This is a genomic window from Paraburkholderia flagellata (genome assembly GCF_021390645.1).
Taxonomy (GTDB): domain Bacteria; phylum Pseudomonadota; class Gammaproteobacteria; order Burkholderiales; family Burkholderiaceae; genus Paraburkholderia; species Paraburkholderia flagellata.
The window spans coordinates 252,913-268,331 of the sequence record NZ_JAJEJT010000003.1 but is presented as its reverse complement, the minus strand read 5'-3'; the positions used below and the strand labels follow the sequence as shown (position 1 = coordinate 268,331).

At 60.2% G+C, this 15,419-nt stretch carries 18 protein-coding genes; 11 read left to right on the top strand and 7 right to left on the bottom strand.

The genetic code is table 11. The annotated features are described in order from the left end of the window. Position 1 precedes the first annotated feature (1 nt). The 3 genes from L0U83_RS24895 (at position 2) to L0U83_RS24885 (ending at position 1,904) form a co-directional block, all read left to right on the top strand. The gene (locus L0U83_RS24895) at positions 2 to 667 is read left to right on the top strand and encodes a cysteine hydrolase family protein (RefSeq protein WP_233886846.1); all 666 of its coding nucleotides are present in this window, start codon (positions 2 to 4) and stop codon (positions 665 to 667) included. After that, positions 664 to 1,068, top strand: a complete 405-nt coding sequence (hpxZ, locus tag L0U83_RS24890) for an oxalurate catabolism protein HpxZ (protein ID WP_233886845.1) — start codon at positions 664 to 666, stop codon at positions 1,066 to 1,068. The genes L0U83_RS24895 and hpxZ overlap by 4 nt, the downstream gene beginning before the upstream one ends. Positions 1,069 to 1,166: 98 nt before the next feature. Next, positions 1,167 to 1,904: a GntR family transcriptional regulator gene (locus L0U83_RS24885; protein ID WP_233886844.1), complete on the top strand. Its 738-nt coding sequence runs from the start codon at positions 1,167 to 1,169 to the stop codon at positions 1,902 to 1,904. A 45-nt stretch (positions 1,905 to 1,949) separates the two neighbouring features. Here L0U83_RS24885 and L0U83_RS24880 read toward each other — a convergent pair whose 3' ends face one another. Continuing rightward, positions 1,950 to 2,795: an alpha/beta fold hydrolase gene (locus L0U83_RS24880; RefSeq protein ID WP_233886843.1), complete on the bottom strand. Its 846-nt coding sequence runs from the start codon at positions 2,793 to 2,795 to the stop codon at positions 1,950 to 1,952. Positions 2,796 to 3,034: 239 nt separating this feature from the next. Here L0U83_RS24880 and L0U83_RS24875 point away from each other — a divergent pair, with 239 nt between their 5' ends. After that, entirely contained in the window at positions 3,035 to 4,099 is a 1,065-nt protein-coding gene (locus L0U83_RS24875) for a GlxA family transcriptional regulator (protein ID WP_233886842.1), read from the top strand. Here L0U83_RS24875 and L0U83_RS24870 read toward each other — a convergent pair. Continuing rightward, positions 4,000 to 5,385 (bottom strand): sensor histidine kinase, encoded by a 1,386-nt coding sequence (locus L0U83_RS24870; RefSeq protein WP_233886841.1) that lies wholly within the window; start codon positions 5,383 to 5,385, stop codon positions 4,000 to 4,002. The two genes, L0U83_RS24875 and L0U83_RS24870, sit on opposite strands and share 100 nt — an antisense overlap. A gap of 65 nt (positions 5,386 to 5,450) precedes the next feature. Further along, positions 5,451 to 6,164 carry a response regulator gene (locus L0U83_RS24865; RefSeq protein ID WP_308445072.1) on the bottom strand — a complete coding sequence of 238 codons (714 nt, stop codon included), beginning with the start codon at positions 6,162 to 6,164 and terminating at the stop codon, positions 5,451 to 5,453. Between the two features lie 334 nt (positions 6,165 to 6,498). Between L0U83_RS24865 and L0U83_RS24860 the strand changes: the two genes are divergently transcribed. After that, a complete protein-coding gene (locus L0U83_RS24860; protein ID WP_233886839.1) occupies positions 6,499 to 7,341 on the top strand; it encodes a MipA/OmpV family protein in 843 nt (280 codons plus the stop codon). 656 nt (positions 7,342 to 7,997) lie between these two features. After that, the gene (locus L0U83_RS24855) at positions 7,998 to 8,876 is read left to right on the top strand and encodes a lipid A biosynthesis lauroyl acyltransferase (RefSeq protein WP_373321135.1); all 879 of its coding nucleotides are present in this window, start codon (positions 7,998 to 8,000) and stop codon (positions 8,874 to 8,876) included. Positions 8,877 to 8,993: 117 nt separating this feature from the next. Here the strand turns inward: L0U83_RS24855 and L0U83_RS24850 are convergent, their stop codons facing one another. Then, the gene (locus L0U83_RS24850; protein WP_233886838.1) at positions 8,994 to 9,599 is read right to left on the bottom strand and encodes a TetR/AcrR family transcriptional regulator; all 606 of its coding nucleotides are present in this window, start codon (positions 9,597 to 9,599) and stop codon (positions 8,994 to 8,996) included. A gap of 129 nt (positions 9,600 to 9,728) precedes the next feature. On the opposite strand from L0U83_RS24850, the gene L0U83_RS24845 reads away from it, so the two are divergent. Continuing rightward, complete coding sequence (locus L0U83_RS24845; protein WP_233886837.1) at positions 9,729 to 10,652, top strand: NAD-dependent epimerase/dehydratase family protein; 924 nt, start codon at positions 9,729 to 9,731, stop codon at positions 10,650 to 10,652. Continuing rightward, positions 10,649 to 10,999, top strand: coding sequence for a DoxX family protein (locus L0U83_RS24840; RefSeq protein ID WP_233886836.1), 351 nt, complete (start codon positions 10,649 to 10,651; stop codon positions 10,997 to 10,999). The genes L0U83_RS24845 and L0U83_RS24840 overlap by 4 nt, the downstream gene beginning before the upstream one ends. Positions 11,000 to 11,113: 114 nt before the next feature. Here the strand turns inward: L0U83_RS24840 and L0U83_RS24835 are convergent, their stop codons facing one another. Genes L0U83_RS24835 through L0U83_RS24825 form a run of 3 tightly spaced genes read right to left on the bottom strand, consistent with a single transcriptional unit; the run spans position 11,114 to position 12,491 of the window. Beyond that, positions 11,114 to 11,515, bottom strand: coding sequence for a hypothetical protein (locus L0U83_RS24835; protein ID WP_233886835.1), 402 nt, complete (start codon positions 11,513 to 11,515; stop codon positions 11,114 to 11,116). Continuing rightward, a complete protein-coding gene (locus L0U83_RS24830) occupies positions 11,515 to 11,940 on the bottom strand; it encodes a hypothetical protein (protein ID WP_233886834.1) in 426 nt (141 codons plus the stop codon). The genes L0U83_RS24835 and L0U83_RS24830 overlap by 1 nt, the downstream gene beginning before the upstream one ends. A gap of 14 nt (positions 11,941 to 11,954) precedes the next feature. After that, entirely contained in the window at positions 11,955 to 12,491 is a 537-nt protein-coding gene (locus L0U83_RS24825) for a tautomerase family protein (protein WP_233886833.1), read from the bottom strand. A gap of 36 nt (positions 12,492 to 12,527) precedes the next feature. Between L0U83_RS24825 and L0U83_RS24820 the strand changes: the two genes are divergently transcribed. The 3 genes from L0U83_RS24820 (at position 12,528) to L0U83_RS24810 (ending at position 15,398) form a co-directional block, all read left to right on the top strand. Further along, a complete protein-coding gene (locus L0U83_RS24820) occupies positions 12,528 to 13,634 on the top strand; it encodes a GlxA family transcriptional regulator (RefSeq protein WP_308445071.1) in 1,107 nt (368 codons plus the stop codon). A 214-nt stretch (positions 13,635 to 13,848) separates the two neighbouring features. Next, positions 13,849 to 14,331, top strand: a complete 483-nt coding sequence (locus tag L0U83_RS24815) for a MarR family winged helix-turn-helix transcriptional regulator (RefSeq protein ID WP_233886831.1) — start codon at positions 13,849 to 13,851, stop codon at positions 14,329 to 14,331. A gap of 74 nt (positions 14,332 to 14,405) precedes the next feature. After that, the gene (locus L0U83_RS24810) at positions 14,406 to 15,398 is read left to right on the top strand and encodes a carbon-nitrogen hydrolase family protein (RefSeq protein ID WP_233886830.1); all 993 of its coding nucleotides are present in this window, start codon (positions 14,406 to 14,408) and stop codon (positions 15,396 to 15,398) included. Positions 15,399 to 15,419 lie beyond the last annotated feature (21 nt).

Sequence of the window (15,419 nt, the reverse complement as noted above, 5' to 3'; positions counted from 1 at the left end):
GATGACAACCATCGTCCGCGCAAAGCCCGCGCCGTTCACGTTCGATGCGCGTCACACGGCACTCATCGTCATCGACATGCAACGCGACTTCATCGAGCCGGGTGGCTTTGGCGAGGCGCTCGGCAACGACGTGTCGCTGCTTTCCGGCATCGTGCCGACGGTCGCGCGGCTGCTCGCCCACGCCCGTTCAGCGGGCTGGCAGGTCGTGCACACGCGTGAATCGCACGCGCCCGACCTTTCCGATTGCCCACCGGCCAAACTTTTGCGCGGCACGCCGAATGCGCGTATCGGCGACGAAGGACCGATGGGCCGCATCCTCATTCGTGGCGAACCCGGCAATGCGATCATCGACGCGCTCGCCCCGATCGACGGCGAACTCGTCATCGACAAACCCGGCAAAGGTGCTTTCTGCGCCACGCGCCTTGGCGAGGAGCTGGCGATGCGAGACATCACGCACCTCGTGTTCGCGGGCGTGACGACGGAGGTCTGCGTACAAACCTCAATGCGCGAAGCCAACGATCGAGGCTATGAGTGCCTGCTGATCGAAGATGCGACGGCGAGCTACATTCCCGCGTTTCGCGAGGCCACGATTGCGATGATTCATTCGCAGGGCGGTATCATCGGTTGGACCGCCCCGCTCGACGCCCTGCTGGAGGCCGCCCGATGACGCTGGAACTGAACCGACCCGAAATCGTTGCGCAGGTGGAAGCGGCTTTCGAGGCATACGAGGGCGCGCTTATCGACAACGACATCGAAACGATGAACGCACTCTTCTGGGACGCACCGGAGACCGTGCGCTACGGCATCGCCGAAATCCAGCATGGCGGCGAGGCGATCCGCCGCTGGCGGCGGACCTGTGTGCCCGTGCCACGCTCAAGACGCCTGCATCGCACCGTCGTGACGACGTTCGGCGCCGACTATGCGACGGTGAGCACCGAGTTCACGAGCGACGCGACGCCATTGACGGGCCGCCAGATGCAGACCTGGGCGCGTCTGCACAAACCGGACGATGATTTCGGCGGCTGGACGATCGTGGCGGCGCACGTCAGCCTCGTCGAGCCCGCTTAGACGCAGATGAGCGCGCAGAATAACGAACCGGCCTTCGTCGCCCGCCGTTACACAGACAGACGCGCCGCAACACTTTCGACGTTTTCTACACCCGACTCATGAACGACTTGCCCGAAGCGGCCGCCGAGGCCTCCACAGCATCTGGCGCGAAGGTGGTCTATAGCGCGAACCCGCTTGCGGAACAGGTGTATCAGCTGATCAAGCAGGACATCTTCAACTTTCGCCTGTTTCCGGGTGACCGCTTTTCCGAAAACGACATCGCCCAGCACTACGGCGTGTCGCGCACACCGGTGCGCGATGCGCTGTTCCGCCTGCTGCGCGAAGGGTATCTCGAGGTGGGATTCCGGCGCGGCTGGAAAGTCTGCGACATTGACTTCAACCGGCTCGACCAGCTCTACGACCTGCGCATCGTACTCGAGCTGGCGGCGATCGAGCGGCTCTCCGCTGTCCCCCACAACGCCATGGACGCGCTGCGGGCCGTGTGGTGCGTCGAGGAAGGCGAGCGCAAAAGCGATCCTGCCGCGATGTTCGTGCTGGACGAGGGCTTTCATCGCGGCCTCGTGAGCGCAGCGGGCAATGACGAAATGCTGCGTGTGCATAACGAGGTAACCGAACGTATCCGTATCGTGCGACGGCTCGATTTTCTCAAGGCGCATCGCACGAGCGCGACTTACGACGAGCACTCGACGATGCTCAACCTCATCGATCGCAGGAAGTTTGCCGAAGCGAGCATCCTGCTGCGCGCTCACATCACGCAAAGCAAGCTGGAGGTGCGCAAGATCACGCTGTCAATGCTCGCGACTGCGCGCGATGAAAAGCTGCCGTTCGTTAGCTAGGACGCCTGGGCGAGAGCCCCGGCGTCGCTCGTCATATCACACCGCTCAAGCCTTGATGAACGCCAGCAGGTCCGAGTTGATCTGCTCCGCATGCGTGGTGGGCATGCCGTGCGGCAATCCTGGGTATGACTTGAGCGTCCCGTGCTTGAGCAGCTTGACCGATTTCGCCCCCGTCGTCGCGAAGGGGCAGATCTGATCGTCCTCGCCGTGCATCACCAGCACTGGGACGTCTATCATCGCCAGATCGTCGTAGAACTCCGTTTCCGAAAGCACCTTGATGCAATCGTATTGGGCCTTGATGCCGCCCATCATGCCCTGCCGCCACCAGTTCTCCCGAATGCCTTCTGAGACCGTTGCGCCAGGGCGGTTGAAGCCGTAGAACGGAATCGTGATGTCCTTGTAAAACTGGGCGCGGTGATTCGCGGTGCCGTTGCGGATCTCGTCGACGACCTCCCTGGGAACGCCTTCGGGGTTTTTTTCTGACCTCATGAAGAGCGGCGGAATTGCGCTAATGAGTACCGCCTTCGCCACGCGTCCGTTGCCAGTGCCATGCCGGGCGACATAACGAGTCACTTCGCCGCCACCCGTGGAATGACCGATGTGCACCGCATTCTTCAGATCAAGTACCTTGACGAGTTCGGCGACATCGGCAGCGTAGGTGTCCATATCATGACCGCTCACAGTCTGGGTAGAGCGCCCGTGGCCGCGGCGGTCATGAGCGATGACCCGATACCCTTGATCCAGGAAAAACATTAATTGGGCATCCCAATCGTCAGCGGAAAGGGGCCAGCCATGATGAAAGACCAGTGGTTCGCCGGTGCCCCAGTCCTTGTAGAAAATCTGGGTTCCGTCTGCGGTGGTGATGTATGCACTTCCAGGGTTCGCTTTCATCTCGTATCCTTTTTGGGCGGTTCTAACAAGGGATGAATGTTCCACGAGCGCAGACGTAACTTCCGGAAACCGGTATTCCGCATTGATCCGACAGTTGGGAGCTCAACGAACTGACCGTTTAGCACCTGGGCACACCGGCTCCCCGGCCGTACTTGCCCCGGTTTCAGTCGAAATGGGTCTGCTAGTGTCAGAGTATTCAGTGCGGCCGAACATCACAACGGACGAATGTGACAAAAAACATGGCAAAAACGGCACTAGCTTCGTCCCCGCGGTTCGAGATTGGACTCGCTTGCGACACGGGTTCTTCGAACGCGGGTATCTACGGCCTGACTGATTTGTTCACGTACGCGGGCGAGTTCGCGGCGAAACGACGAAACGGCGACGCACGGCCACCTGTGCGAATTACGCACTGGCGAGTGGACGATTGCACGGCCGAGGTGCGTTGTGCATATGACAGTTGTCCTGGTTCACCGCACGCATTGTCGCTGGTCGTGATCCCCGGGAACGTGCAAGCCCCCGCGAAGACCGAAAAGGATAGCCCGCTGCTGCGCTGGCTTCGGGATCACCATGCCGAAGGCGTGGTCCTCGCTGCGGTATGCGGTGGTGTCTTTATCCTGGCGAGAACAGGTCTTTTACGCGGCCGGCAGGCCACGACACATTGGTCATTCAGCGAACGGTTCGCCATGCAATTTCCTGATGTGCTTACCGAAACCGATCACATGATCATTGACTATGGAGACGTTGTCACCGCTGGCGGCGTACTCGCGTGGGCAGACCTTGGGCTACGGCTCACCGAGAGGTTTCTGGGCACCTCAGTCATGCTGGAAACAGCACGTTTCATGAACGTCGACCCGCCTGGGCGCGAGCAACGCTTTTATAGTGAATTCGATCCGCGAACGAAACATGGCGATAGAACCATTTTGAAGGCTCAGCAATGGCTCCTTACGCAACGCGAGAGTGCGGTCAGCGTTGCGGACATTGCACGATATGCCGATCTTGAACCCCGCACATTTCTGCGTCGCTTTGTAGCGGCCACAGGGATGAAGCCAAGCGTGTATCAGCAGAGGCTGCGGATTACCCGAGCGCGCGAAATGCTGGAATTTTCTCAGGTGAGCATCGAGGAAATTTCGTGGAGTCTCGGCTACGGTGACGTCGGAGGGTTTCGTCGCGTGTTCCGAAAAGTCATGGGCCTCACCCCATCAGACTACCGGAGACGCTTCTGCCAGCCGGGTTCGCCACCACGCACATCGACCCCTGAGGGGCTCAGACCGACTTCAGAGCCGTCCCTCGCAGCTAAGGGGTGAACGGCAGAATCCGAGGCCACAGGAAGCGTCACACACACGGTCAGGCCGCCGCCCTGTCGGTTGCTAAGGACGATATCTCCCGCATGGGCGCGAATGACGGCCAATGCTGATGTCAGGCCAAGTCCCATCCCACCCGTAGAACGGTTCCGGGATTGCTCAACTCGAAAGAACGGACTGAATACCTGTTCGAGCGCTTCAGAAGGGATGCCCGGGCCCCGGTCATTGACCGTGAGCGCTACGCCTCCCGGAATACAAGTCAACTCCAGATCGGCACTTCCCCCCCATTTCACGGCGTTGTCGACGAGGTTCATGCACGCGCGCCTTAACGAGAATGGTCGTCCACTTATCGCAAGCCGATCCGGACCGATGTATCGGACCAGCGCTCCGTGGTCGCTATAGTCGTCGGCGATAGTGCGAAGAAGACCGGCGAAGTCAAACGCTGTCGCTTCTTCGTCCTTGTAGTCGTCCCGAAAGAACGACAGCGCGGAGTCCGCCATCGCCTGCAAATCATCGACGTCACGAAAGAGACGAGCCCGCTGTTCTTCGTCGTCGATGAACTCGCCGCGCAGGCGGATTTTAGTAAGAGGCGTTCGCAGATCGTGCGAGATGGCGGCCAGCATCAGGGTCCGGTCATCAACAAACTTTCGGAGTTGCGCCTGGAGCCCGTTGAACGCCGCTATCGCCGAACGCAATTCCTTTGGACCCGATTCGCGCACGGGTCCGGCTCGAGGATCGCCCCCTCTCTGACGAAGCGCTTCGGCGAATTGCCTGATCGGCCTCGCGAGAAAGTAGGTGGCAAGCATCGACGCTGCGAGAATCAACAACGCGACGCACGCCAGTGTTGTCGCAAGTCTGGCGGGTAGTAGATCCCCCCACCGTCGGTGGTTGGCGATGAACAGCACCCAGCTGCTGTCGCGCAGTTGGACTGCCATGAAATAGGCGTTTGGATGCGCAATCCGATCAAAGTCTATCGACTTGGACAGCGGATCGTCCGCAGTAAAAATCACGGTACGGCGGTCGTGTCCGTTGTCCCGAAACCCGGCCATCGTTCCCGGATCCAGAGCGTGAAGATTAGCGGTCGCTAACTGTTGGGCGACCAAAGTCCCGGGCGGATACCAAAACGCCTTGTCCGCGATCGTGATCGCGTCTGCCAAATTCTGGCGGTTGCCAGCCGGAGCCGCTTCAATCATTCGGATGGCGTCGTCGGCCCGGACCAACTCGGCTCTCTCCGCGCTCGACGGTCCTGCAAAGCGGTCAACGAGCACGCTGAATGCGAGCACGCTCATGATGGCCGCACCAACGGTAAGCGCTATGCGCCATGCGATCGTGTCTGGGACACCCAGCCGGATATTCATCCTCGGCGAACCTGGGGCGTAAACATATATCCTCCGCCCCGGACAGTTCGAATGACCGATTCGACGTCGGTGTCCGTGTCGAGCTTGCGGCGAAGGCGCGCGACCTGAACATCAATGCTCCGGTCGTAGACTTCGTACGCTGAGCCGCGAGCCAGGTCGAGCAATTGGTCGCGCGTCAGCACCCGTTGCGGATGCTCTGCGAATACGAGCAAAAGATCGAACTCGTTGCTCGAAAGTATCGTCAGCGTGTTGTCTGCCGATCTAAGTTCACGTTTGGCGATGTCAAGTCGCCATCCGGCAAACGAAAGTATGGGTCTTGTCGCCGTGCTCTTTGCCACAGGGTCCGTTTGCGTGGTTCTTCGCAAAACCGCCTTCACGCGCGCCAGAAGCTCTCTGGCATCGAACGGCTTGACCAGATAATCATCGGCGCCGATCTCGAGCCCCACCACCCGGTCAACATGGTCTGCGACCGCGGTGAGCATGATGACGGGGATTTTCGATTTCGCGCGCAACTGCCGGCAGAGGCTGAAACCGTCCTCTCCCGGCAGCATGACATCCAGGATGACAAGATCAATCTGCTGGATTTCGAGTGTGGCGAACAGGCTTTCTCCATCTGTCGCGACGCTGACTTCATGGCCGTGTTTGCGAAAAAAGCCCGTCAGCAAGGACCTGATGTCCTCTTCGTCATCAACCACGAGGATGTGCGGCATATAAGTCATTTCCCAATGCTAACCTGGACGAAAGGCCGCCTGATTTCAGCCGTTCATCGCGAATATTACGGCGCTGACACATTGTTTCCGCGCCGAAACAAACGGCACATCATACCGTCGATTCTCCTGCGTAACCTGAGAGTCCTCGGTTGGACGTTCACCAGCGCAAAATTCGCCCCTTCCTGCATTGAAGTCGATCTCTCAACCTGGAAACACGAGAGCGATTCGCCGGCAATGATCACGACTCTTCAGGCAGAGCACATCACATGAAGGGCGCTCCCGGATTGGCAAGCTTGACGTCCTGCTCTTCAGCGCAGCGCCTTAGGAGATTCACATGCTCTACACGAAGCGCCCCATAGATATGGGACGTTTGGTCGCTTTGACGGCAATCTTTTCCGTCTGCCCTGCCTTCGCACAGACCAGCACGACGCCGGCCGTTGTGTCGTCAACAGCTGCGGCAGTGCCCGACGACGGTTGGCGGTACTCCCTTGGTCTTGGCGTGTTCGAGACGCCTAAATATCCAGGCGCAAGCGCGACCCGCTTTCAGCCCGCGCCGATTGTAGGCGTTGGCTATGGCCGCTTCTTCTTCGGATCGGTCGCAGACGCGAATGTCCCTTTCGGCCTTGGCGCATTTCTGTACCGCGACAACCATTTCCGTTTAGGTATAGCGCTCTCTTACGACCTCGTGAAACCCCGGAAAGCGTCCGATGACGATCATCTCCGCGGTTTACCCGACATCGATGCTACGGCGCATGCGACGCTGTTTGCGAGCTACAACCTCGAATGGCTATCTGTCGTCGGCGCCGTCTCGCAAGATGTTGCGGGCAAGCATGAGGGAGCGACGGCTTCGCTGGACCTGCTGGGAAAATACAGTCCGATCAGCGCGCTGACGTTGACAGCCGGTCCAGGCATAACCTGGGGCAGCGCTCAATACAATCAAACGTTTTTCGGCGTCAATGCTGAGGACAGTGCCCGGTCTGGCCTACCCACATACACGCCAGGCGCGGGCGTTGCAGCAGTGCGTGTGACCGCTGGCGCTAGTTACGTGCTGGACAAGCACTGGAACCTTGGTGCACGAGTCGTCGCATCGAGGTTGCCGGGCGCCGTGGGCAACAGCCCGGTGGTGGAGAAAAAAACGCAGATGACTTATGGCCTCATCGCAAACTATGCGTTTTAGTCCGCTGATCAATCGGCTCGTTCGATGCCTTCAAAACTGGATCGCGTGTTTTCATCACGTTTGAACATGGCCAAACAAAGAGCGCGCTTGACAGCGGCTGTCGGGATTCCTCGTCGTCATTCATAGCGTTGTGATCGGCCGATTGCTACCAAACGCGGCGAGCGATCGGGCGCTCTATTCGTCCTGCCCCCCAAATTGAAGGGCCGTTCAGTGTCGACCACAGCGTTCATTGCCGCGAGGTTTTGTTCGCCCGGGCGCTGCATAGCGACGCTCAACGCCTGGCGAAGGAATCGCGTGGCGTTGCTCCCTTCCTGAGCGGACGGAATTCCAGCGCGCCGCCGCGCAAATGGGAAGCGCGATCAAGCGAACCGCGAATGAGGTCGGTATCGCGTGTCTACTTGCAATGGATCGCTTGTACAATGGACCTCACCGGGGAGAAACACCTATGGTGCCCACGTAGCTAGCCTGTCAAAAGTAGCACGTGAGATCCTTGTTTGAAATCGCTGCGCCACGAACGCAGACAATACGATGGCGTTGCGATCTCGATCGTTTCCGCTCCTTCTGCCGCCCACGGCACCTTCTCCCGCAATCTTCATTGGCCATTAATGCCGAAACCTATCCGAGCTGCAGCCGACGACGCTCGCAAGCAGGGAACTATCCTGGAGCGCTCAGGGTTTGCTGCCATCGTCGCACTGTTGCGCCTCTTTGCAATCCTTCCCTATGGCTTGGTCGCGCGGCTTGGCAGCGCCCTCGGTGCGATCCTGTACACGCTTCCAAGCTCCCGAAAACATATCGTGCTTGTCAATCTTCGTCTGTGCTTTCCGGGCAAGTCGGAAGCCGATTACGATGAGCTTGCGAAAAACCACTTTCGCCATGTCATTCGAAGCTATTTCGAACGAGGCATTCAATGGTTTGGCAGCGCGGAGTCGCTACTGAAGCTGGTTCGCATCGAAAGTCGAATCGATCTGGAAGACAAGGATGCTCCACCGACCATCTTTCTGGGCTTTCACTTTGTGAGCATCGAGGTGGGTTGCATCCTCTACTCCACGCAGTTGCCAGCCGCTTCGCTGTACACGCGGATGTCAAACGCACGCCTGTGCGACCTCGCGAAGCAACAGCGCGGCAGATTTGGCGCGGAGATGATCGAACGGTCAACGAGCGCCCGGAAGATCGTTGGGTTGCTGCGCTCAGGCAAGCCGGTCATGCTCGCTGCGGACATGGACCATGGCGCAGACAACTCCGTTTTTGTGCCGTTCTTTGGCGTTCCCGCGTGCACGCTCACGTCGGTATCGCGCCTTGCCAGGCTAGCCCGCGCACGGGTTGTGCCATTCGTCACCGAAGTGCTGCCAGATTACCAGGGGTACAAGCTCACCATCTGCGAGCCGCTGGGCGCCTTTCCATCGGAAAGTGACACGCTCGATGCACATCGAATCAACGAGTTTCTTGAAACGCAGATACGTAGGTTTCCAGAGCAATATTATTGGGTGCATCGGCGCTTCAAGAGTCGTCCTCCGGGCATGCCAGGCGTGTATTAGAGGGCGTTTGCCGCGCAGCGCGGATGACCGTGCGAGGTTGCGGGCTCGCATGGCTTCCCGCGCTACACGCTGTCTCGCGCCCCGCATGCAGTGGCTCGACGTCTTATGCGGCGCGCCTTAGCGAAGTGCAGCCGCCACCGCCTCGTCAATCTGCAGCGCAAAGCGCGCTTCGACATCGGGCACCGTGAAGCCAATTGACAGTTCCAGATACGCGTCGCCCAGCACCACCTGAACGAATGTCGCTGCCCGCAATGCAGCAGTCGATTCGTCAAATCGCTTTCGCAGAATTTTCGCGGCGAAGGCCCGCACGACCTTCGCACCATTCTCGTAAAACACCTGACCGAGTTCCGGAAGACGCTCGGCCTCAGCAACGATGGCCCGGTAAAGCCGCAGGTTATCCAGCGTGATAAGGTTTTGTGCCAACGCCCATCCCAACTCGCGCAACTCGACTTCGGGTGATCTATCGGATTGCTCGTTCTGAGCGCTGACAAGAAATCCTCCCACTTCTGCGCACATCGAGCTGACCAGACCAACGAAGAGCGCCTCCTTCGACTTGAAGTGGCGGTAGACCGTCTGTTTGCCAACGCCGGCAGCCGCGGCGACATCGTCCATCGTTGCCAGGCCGAAACCCTGGCTTAAAAAAACGGCTTTCGCGCCGTCGAGGATAGCGGCCCGCTTGCGGCGCTGCAGCGCGCTCAGGTCGGGGAGAGAAGATGTGTTCATGCCCGATTTGTAACAGATCGCCAGGCAGTTGACAAGACTGGCCAGTCTCGTTTAAATTTGCGAAACGAGACTGATTAGTCTCGTTACTTTGACTTATCCATTCCGCAGGCGATCATCGAGGAGAACGCGATGGAACTATTCATCACAGGTGGTACGGGCTACATCGGGCAAGCGGTCGCGCGCAAGGCAATCAGCCTCGGCCATCAGGTGACCGCGCTGGTACGCGACGACAAGTCGGCCGCCGCGGGCGCGCTGGCCAGTCTCGGCGTGAAACTGCATGGCGGCGACTTGCGCAAACCACAGTCTTTCGCTGCGACTGCCGGTGCCGCTGATGGCGTGGTGCACATGGCGTCGACCAACGATGCTTCCGCGGCGGCGGCTGACGAAGCCGCGGTTGAGGCGATGCTTTCGCAATTGCATCCGGGCGCAGCGTTTGTCTATACGTCGGGCATCTGGGTCTACGGCAATACGGAGAGCGAGCCCGCGACCGAAGCATCGGCGCTGAAGCCGACACCACTCGTCGCCTGGCGGCCCGCAGTGGAGCAACACGTGCAGGCGCTGGCAACACGCCGCTCGATTGCCGCGGCGATCCTCAGGCCGGCGATGGTCCACGGCTACGGCGGGGGCATCTTCGGCATGCTTGCCGGCATGGCCCGTCAGTCCGGCAGTGTGAGAATCGTCGGCGATGGTCGCAACCACTGGCCTGCGGTACACGTCGACGATCTCGCCACGGCATATCTGAGCACGGTGGAGCGCTTGGCAAGCGGGGACGGTCGAGTCGCGGGACAGATCTTCAACGTGGTCGCGGAAGATGCCGTTGCCGTTGCCGAAATGGGCGAAGCGATTCGGGCCTCGATCGGCGCCGAGCGCGTCGAATGTTGGCCGCTCGACGATGCTCGCAATTCGCTTGGGTTATTTGCTGACGCCCTGGCGCTCGACCAGACGGTAAGCGGCCAGCATGCCCGGCAAGTTCTTGCGTGGGAACCCCACGGTCCCGGCCTGATTGCGGACCTCGCTGAACAGAAGCACTTTCAGCAAGGCAATGGAGCATGATGATGGCGCTAGACACTGCATCTCTCGAATTGATTGTCTCGACGATCGTAGCAGTCCTGTTCGCGGTTGCTGGAGTGGTCAATCTCGTAGGACCCGGCGCGGTGAGGCGCGACTTCGCACGCTGGGGTTACCCGGCATGGTTTCGGTTGCTCTGTGGCGCTCTCGAGTTGCTCAGTGCAGCACTTATTCGTGGACAGCAAACCAGAGTGTTAGGCCTGACGCTGGCCGGTGCGATCATGATTGGCGCGCTCTTCACGTTGCTACGAAATCGGGAGCCGTTCCGGCATCTCGCTCCGGCGCTGGTCTTCTCGGCTCTCATTGTGGTCACTGCGGCGGTCCGCGGTTGAGGCTTCCTCGCGACAAGGCTGGTGAGCACGGGGCGCTAACAGGCCGCGGGTAGTCGGCACGGAACGGATCACCTTCTCCGTCGACTACCCCTACGAGAGCACGGCCATGGCGAACTACTGGGGGGAAGTCGCATTCAGAAGCTTGCTCAACGGCTTCAGTGGGCCGATTGGGAGGAGCGAGAACGTCATCAAATGCGCTTTCCCCAAAGGCAGGGCCTCAAGCATGTCATGGGCTTGGCTCACGTCCGTAACGTTCAGGATGAACGCCACCCCAGCCCGGTCTTGCAGTGAATACCACTGGTCAATCTTGCCCCCGAGGTAGAGTTGAGCCGTCTCGCGAACTTCGGTCGGAAGAATGTCGTGGACGCGTTGCATGTCCGTGCCCGGCGGAAAGGTACCAATCGCCAATATCTTCGTGGTTGGCGTGGTTGGCATCGGCGTGTTGTGTGCCATGGAGACTCCATCAAAAACGATCAGCACAGAGGCTGTTGTCAAACCAGGAAGAAGGCGGTTCATCAAGTATTCAGGGCGGCGGCTTCTGGTCCCGACAGATAACGATCGCGGAAGCGCTCATCGACGCATTCCCACATCCGTTTCGAGAACAGCAGCGCTGCATTGAGCGGGCGATGATTGATGACCACGGAATCCGTCTCGCCCTGTTCGTTCAGATGCGCGACGACCACCGTTTCGATCGGCACACCCTGGATCTGCGACCGATAAGATTCCAGATACAAACCGTCGCCGATCTCGCCCTTGTAGCTGTGATGCTGGAATTCGTAGAGCGAGACCGCGTGTTTGATCACGGAGAGAATATCGGCTCGGCCCTCGATCGGACGCTTCAGCACGGTGGCTTCGAGCGTCGCGTTTTCGGCGAGCCTCGTCAGCCAGAGCGGCGGACCGCCTGCGGGCGCCAGGACGGGGGCTGTGTCGTTGAATTTCATGCCAGGCGCTCCAGTTACGGTTTGCTCGTCATGCCTGCGCTAGCGGCATCGAGCGCGGCTTCGAGGGTGATGCGCGCCTTTTCGCGGCGGCGCCGCGCGAGGCGTTCTTCGCCTTCGACTCGTTCGGCTTCGCCAGCTAAGAGCGCATGAATGTCGGGCAGCGTATAGATCGCCCCGCGGCTGCCCCACGTGCCGTCCGGGATCTCGGTCGGGAAGACCCAGACGCGCGGAGCGACTTCGTCGAACGGCCGGTTCTCGGCACGGGAGACCGCTTCGGTCACGGCTTTGACCAGCGCGCGGCGCGATTCATCGGTGTATTGCCCTTCGGGCGCGGACGGGATGATCCGGTAGCGTTTGGCCTGCGTACGCTCGCCGCCGACGTAGATGGCCGCCGGGCGATGAAGGTGAAGCACGGTCACGGCGCGTGCGATCGGATTGGCCGGATCATAGCCTTCGGCCTTGATCAAAATGTCGGTGAGTTCGTTGATCAGAACGGCTTCGGCTTCGGGCGTCAAGGCGTCTTCGGGCCACAGTGCATCGATCATTGGCATGGTGCTGCTCCTGCTTCCAGGTCATTGGATGTGGCGATGATCGGGGTTTACTCGTGCGGCCGGAAGTGGCAGCATCGCCATTATTCAGGGAATTTCAGACACATAATGGCCATCGTCCGGATCTGGGTCTATGACGGCATCCTCGCGTCCGGCGTCGCGGGCCCGGTTGACGTCTTCAGCGCGGCCAATCAGTTCCATGCGCGCAAGGCTGCGCCGGGCACGACATCCGCGCCCGTGTTTGCATGGCGCGTGGAATCTCTCGACGGACAACCCGTCACGGCTGCGTCGGGCCAGATCATTCACGTCGACGGCAAGATCGACCCGCGCAAACGGGCGGACGCCGTTCTGCTGACGGCACCTTTTTTCTCGAACATCGACGCGTTCATCGGGCGCCGCGAGCAGTTGAACGCGCTATCTTCCGCATTGCGGCGTCAACGCAAGGCAGGTGCCGTGCTGGCGGCGTACTGCACCGCCAACTACCTGCTCGCTGAGGCCGGCCTGCTGGACGGCCGCGCCGCAACGACGCACTGGGCGAGAGCCGCGGACTTCGCGCGCCGCTATCCACGTGTAGAAGTTCGCGCACAGGAAGTGCTGATCGCGCAAGACGGCATCATCTCGGGCGGTTCCGTGACGTCGTATCTGAATCTCGCGGTTCGGCTCGTCGAAACCTTCGCCGGCGATGAACTCGCCGCAATGACCGCGAAGGCGCTGTTGATCGACATGAACCGGACATCGCAGGCTTCCTTTGCAACGCTGCTCGACGAACATGGGCACACCGACACGCTCGTCGCGCGCGCGCAGCGGCAGATGGAGGCGACGTTGCAGCAGGGATTCCGGTTGAGCGATCTGGCGGCGTCGCTTGCTGTCAGCGAACGCACGCTCAATCGCCGTTTCAAGGAGGCCGTCGGGCTCGCACCGCTGACGTATCTGCAGAATCTGCGCATCGAGGTCGCCAAAAGGCTGCTGGAAACGCGTCCAATTGGGCTCGAGGCGGTGAGTCAGCGGGTCGGTTATGGCGATATCAGCACATTTCGGCAATTGTTCAAGCGCAAGACCGGTTTGTCACCGAGTGAATATCAAATGCGATTCTCGCGCGCCACGGCGGAGAATATAGAAGCCGAGTCAGGCCGAAACGGCAACTGAGGCCTCGCGAGATCATCGCGACGCAGCCGTCGTCACTCCCTCCCTCTTTCCCCGCACTGTCCTTTTGTATCTCAACGTATCTGCAACAGCCAGGGATACGCACGCATACACACAACCAACTTTCGGACACAAGCGCGATACGTTCGTCCGCTCAAATACGCCCATCGCGAGCAAGACGCCGCACCGCAAAGCTGGGCTTACCGAGATAGTGCATATGCAACACGAGTCGAACGGAACCGTTGAACCGGACCGCACTGCGGATGAACCGCTGAGCAGCCAGATCGCGCGCAATTGTCTGGTGACGCGCGCCCGGCAGATCTCCCGCGTCTTGACTTCCATCTATGACGACGCATTACGTCCGTTCGGCATCGTGGCGCCTCAGTTCTCATTGCTTGTGCTGATCGCGGAGTTCGGGCCGATTAGCCGCTCCGATCTGGGCCGACGAAGCCATCACGAGCGCTCGACGCTGACAAGGAATCTGCAGCCGCTGATCGCGCAGGGCTGGGTTGCCGAGGGCGTCCCGGCAAGCGATGGTCGAAGCCGCCCGCTCTCGCTCACGCACGAAGGCAACGCGTTGCTCAAAAACGCCGCGAGCGCGTGGTCGGCGGCACAGAGCCACGCAACGCGCCTCCTCAGCGAAGACGGCGCCCATGAGCTCATGAATATCGCGCGCAAATTGCCGTTGCGCATGGTCTGAAGTTTCTCGTTCGATGTTGCATATGCAAGATCGAACAATGCCTGGTACCCCTACCCATCATCAAGGAGTTTTTCATGAAAGTCGTCAAAGCCGCCGCCGTCCAGTTCAGCCCGGTGCTCTACAGCCGTGAAGCAACCGTCGCCAAGGTCGTGCAGAAGATCCACGAACTCGGTCAGAAAGGCGTGCAGTTCGCCACCTTCCCCGAAACGGTCGTGCCTTATTACCCTTACTTTGCAGCCGTCCAGTCGGGCATCGAGCTTCTTTCGGGCACCGAACATTTGCGCCTGCTCGAACAGGCTGTGACAGTGCCGTCCGCTGCTACCGACGCGATTGGCGAAGCCGCGCGCAAGGCCGGCATGGTCGTGTCCATTGGTGTCAATGAGCGCGATGGCGGCACGCTCTACAACACACAACTGCTCTTTGATGCCGACGGTACGCTGATCCAGCGCCGCCGCAAGATCACGCCGACGCATTTCGAACGCATGATCTGGGGCCAGGGCGATGGCTCGGGCTTGCGTGCAGTCGACAGCGCAGTCGGCCGCATCGGCCAGCTCGCATGCTTCGAGCACAACAACCCGCTCGCCCGCTACGCGATGATCGCCGACGGCGAACAGATCCATTCGGCGATGTACCCGGGTTCCGCTTTTGGCGAGGGCTTTGCCCAGCGCATGGAAATCAACATCCGCCAGCATGCGCTCGAATCCGCGGCGTTCGTCGTCAATGCAACGGCGTGGCTGGACGCGGACCAGCAGGCGCAAATCATGAAAGATACCGGTTGTGGAATCGGCCCGATCTCGGGCGGCTGCTTCACCACGATCGTCGCCCCTGACGGCATGCTGATGGCCGAGCCGCTTCGCTCGGGTGAAGGCGAAGTGATCGTCGATCTCGACTTCACGCAAATCGACCGCCGCAAGATGCTGATGGACTCGGCCGGCCACTACAACCGCCCCGAATTGCTGAGTCTGATGATCGACCGCACGCCGACCGCGCATGTTCACGAACGCGCTTCGCACCCCATGGTCGTCAACGACCAGAGTTCCGACGATCTGCGCACCTTGGCTGCATGACCTGCGACTTTGAATTGCCCT

Bases quoted from the DNA above. Each gene is read 5' to 3' on its own strand.
- L0U83_RS24895 (WP_233886846.1), top strand. From the start codon at position 2: ATGACAACCATCGTCCGCGCAAAGCCCGCGCCGTTCACGTTCGATGCG.
- hpxZ (WP_233886845.1), top strand. From the start codon at position 664: ATGACGCTGGAACTGAACCGACCCGAAATCGTTGCGCAGGTGGAAGCG.
- L0U83_RS24885 (WP_233886844.1), top strand. From the start codon at position 1,167: ATGAACGACTTGCCCGAAGCGGCCGCCGAGGCCTCCACAGCATCTGGC.
- L0U83_RS24880 (WP_233886843.1), bottom strand. From the start codon at position 2,795: ATGAAAGCGAACCCTGGAAGTGCATACATCACCACCGCAGACGGAACC.
- L0U83_RS24875 (WP_233886842.1), top strand. From the start codon at position 3,035: ATGGCAAAAACGGCACTAGCTTCGTCCCCGCGGTTCGAGATTGGACTC.
- L0U83_RS24870 (WP_233886841.1), bottom strand. From the start codon at position 5,385: ATGAGCGTGCTCGCATTCAGCGTGCTCGTTGACCGCTTTGCAGGACCG.
- L0U83_RS24865 (WP_308445072.1), bottom strand. From the start codon at position 6,164: ATGCCGCACATCCTCGTGGTTGATGACGAAGAGGACATCAGGTCCTTG.
- L0U83_RS24860 (WP_233886839.1), top strand. From the start codon at position 6,499: ATGCTCTACACGAAGCGCCCCATAGATATGGGACGTTTGGTCGCTTTG.
- L0U83_RS24850 (WP_233886838.1), bottom strand. From the start codon at position 9,599: ATGAACACATCTTCTCTCCCCGACCTGAGCGCGCTGCAGCGCCGCAAG.
- L0U83_RS24845 (WP_233886837.1), top strand. From the start codon at position 9,729: ATGGAACTATTCATCACAGGTGGTACGGGCTACATCGGGCAAGCGGTC.
- L0U83_RS24840 (WP_233886836.1), top strand. From the start codon at position 10,649: ATGATGATGGCGCTAGACACTGCATCTCTCGAATTGATTGTCTCGACG.
- L0U83_RS24835 (WP_233886835.1), bottom strand. From the start codon at position 11,515: ATGAACCGCCTTCTTCCTGGTTTGACAACAGCCTCTGTGCTGATCGTT.
- L0U83_RS24830 (WP_233886834.1), bottom strand. From the start codon at position 11,940: ATGAAATTCAACGACACAGCCCCCGTCCTGGCGCCCGCAGGCGGTCCG.
- L0U83_RS24825 (WP_233886833.1), bottom strand. From the start codon at position 12,491: ATGCCAATGATCGATGCACTGTGGCCCGAAGACGCCTTGACGCCCGAA.
- L0U83_RS24820 (WP_308445071.1), top strand. From the start codon at position 12,528: ATGATCGGGGTTTACTCGTGCGGCCGGAAGTGGCAGCATCGCCATTAT.
- L0U83_RS24815 (WP_233886831.1), top strand. From the start codon at position 13,849: ATGCAACACGAGTCGAACGGAACCGTTGAACCGGACCGCACTGCGGAT.
- L0U83_RS24810 (WP_233886830.1), top strand. From the start codon at position 14,406: ATGAAAGTCGTCAAAGCCGCCGCCGTCCAGTTCAGCCCGGTGCTCTAC.